The sequence below is a fragment of the Psychrobacter sp. FME13 genome, from assembly GCF_014861395.1.
GTDB lineage: Bacteria > Pseudomonadota > Gammaproteobacteria > Pseudomonadales > Moraxellaceae > Psychrobacter.
The window spans coordinates 1-429 of the sequence record NZ_RRYV01000392.1; the positions used below are offsets into that span (position 1 = coordinate 1).

Here is a 429-nt window from a genome sequence, read left to right on the forward strand (position 1 = left end):
CATTAGCCTGTATATGGTAAGAAGCATCAAAGAGCAACACGGCATTAAATGTCGTCGTCATAAGCGCTTTAAAGTCACCACCGACTCCAATCACAACAAGCTGGTCTATCCAAACGTACTGGATCAGAAGTTTGATGCTAAGCGCCCTAACGAGTCGTGGGTCAGCGACATCACCTATATCTGGACGAATGAGGGTTGGCTGTACTTAGCAGGGGTCAAAGACTTATACACCAAAGAGCTTGTCGGTTACGCTATTAACAAGCGTATGACCGCAGATTTAGTTTGCAAAGCACTAAATATGGCCATCAAGAATAAATGTCCAAGCAAAGGGCTAATCGTTCATTCAGACAGAGGCAGCCAGTATTGCAGCCATGCCTACCACAAGACCATTAAGCAGCATCAATTTATAGGCTCAATGAGCGGCAAAGG

At 45.2% G+C, this 429-nt stretch carries 1 protein-coding gene; it reads left to right on the forward strand.

Annotation, left to right across the window (positions count from 1 at the left end):
• The coding region (locus tag EI164_RS16740; protein WP_192521078.1) for an IS3 family transposase at positions 1–429 on the forward strand (429 nt) is incomplete at both ends.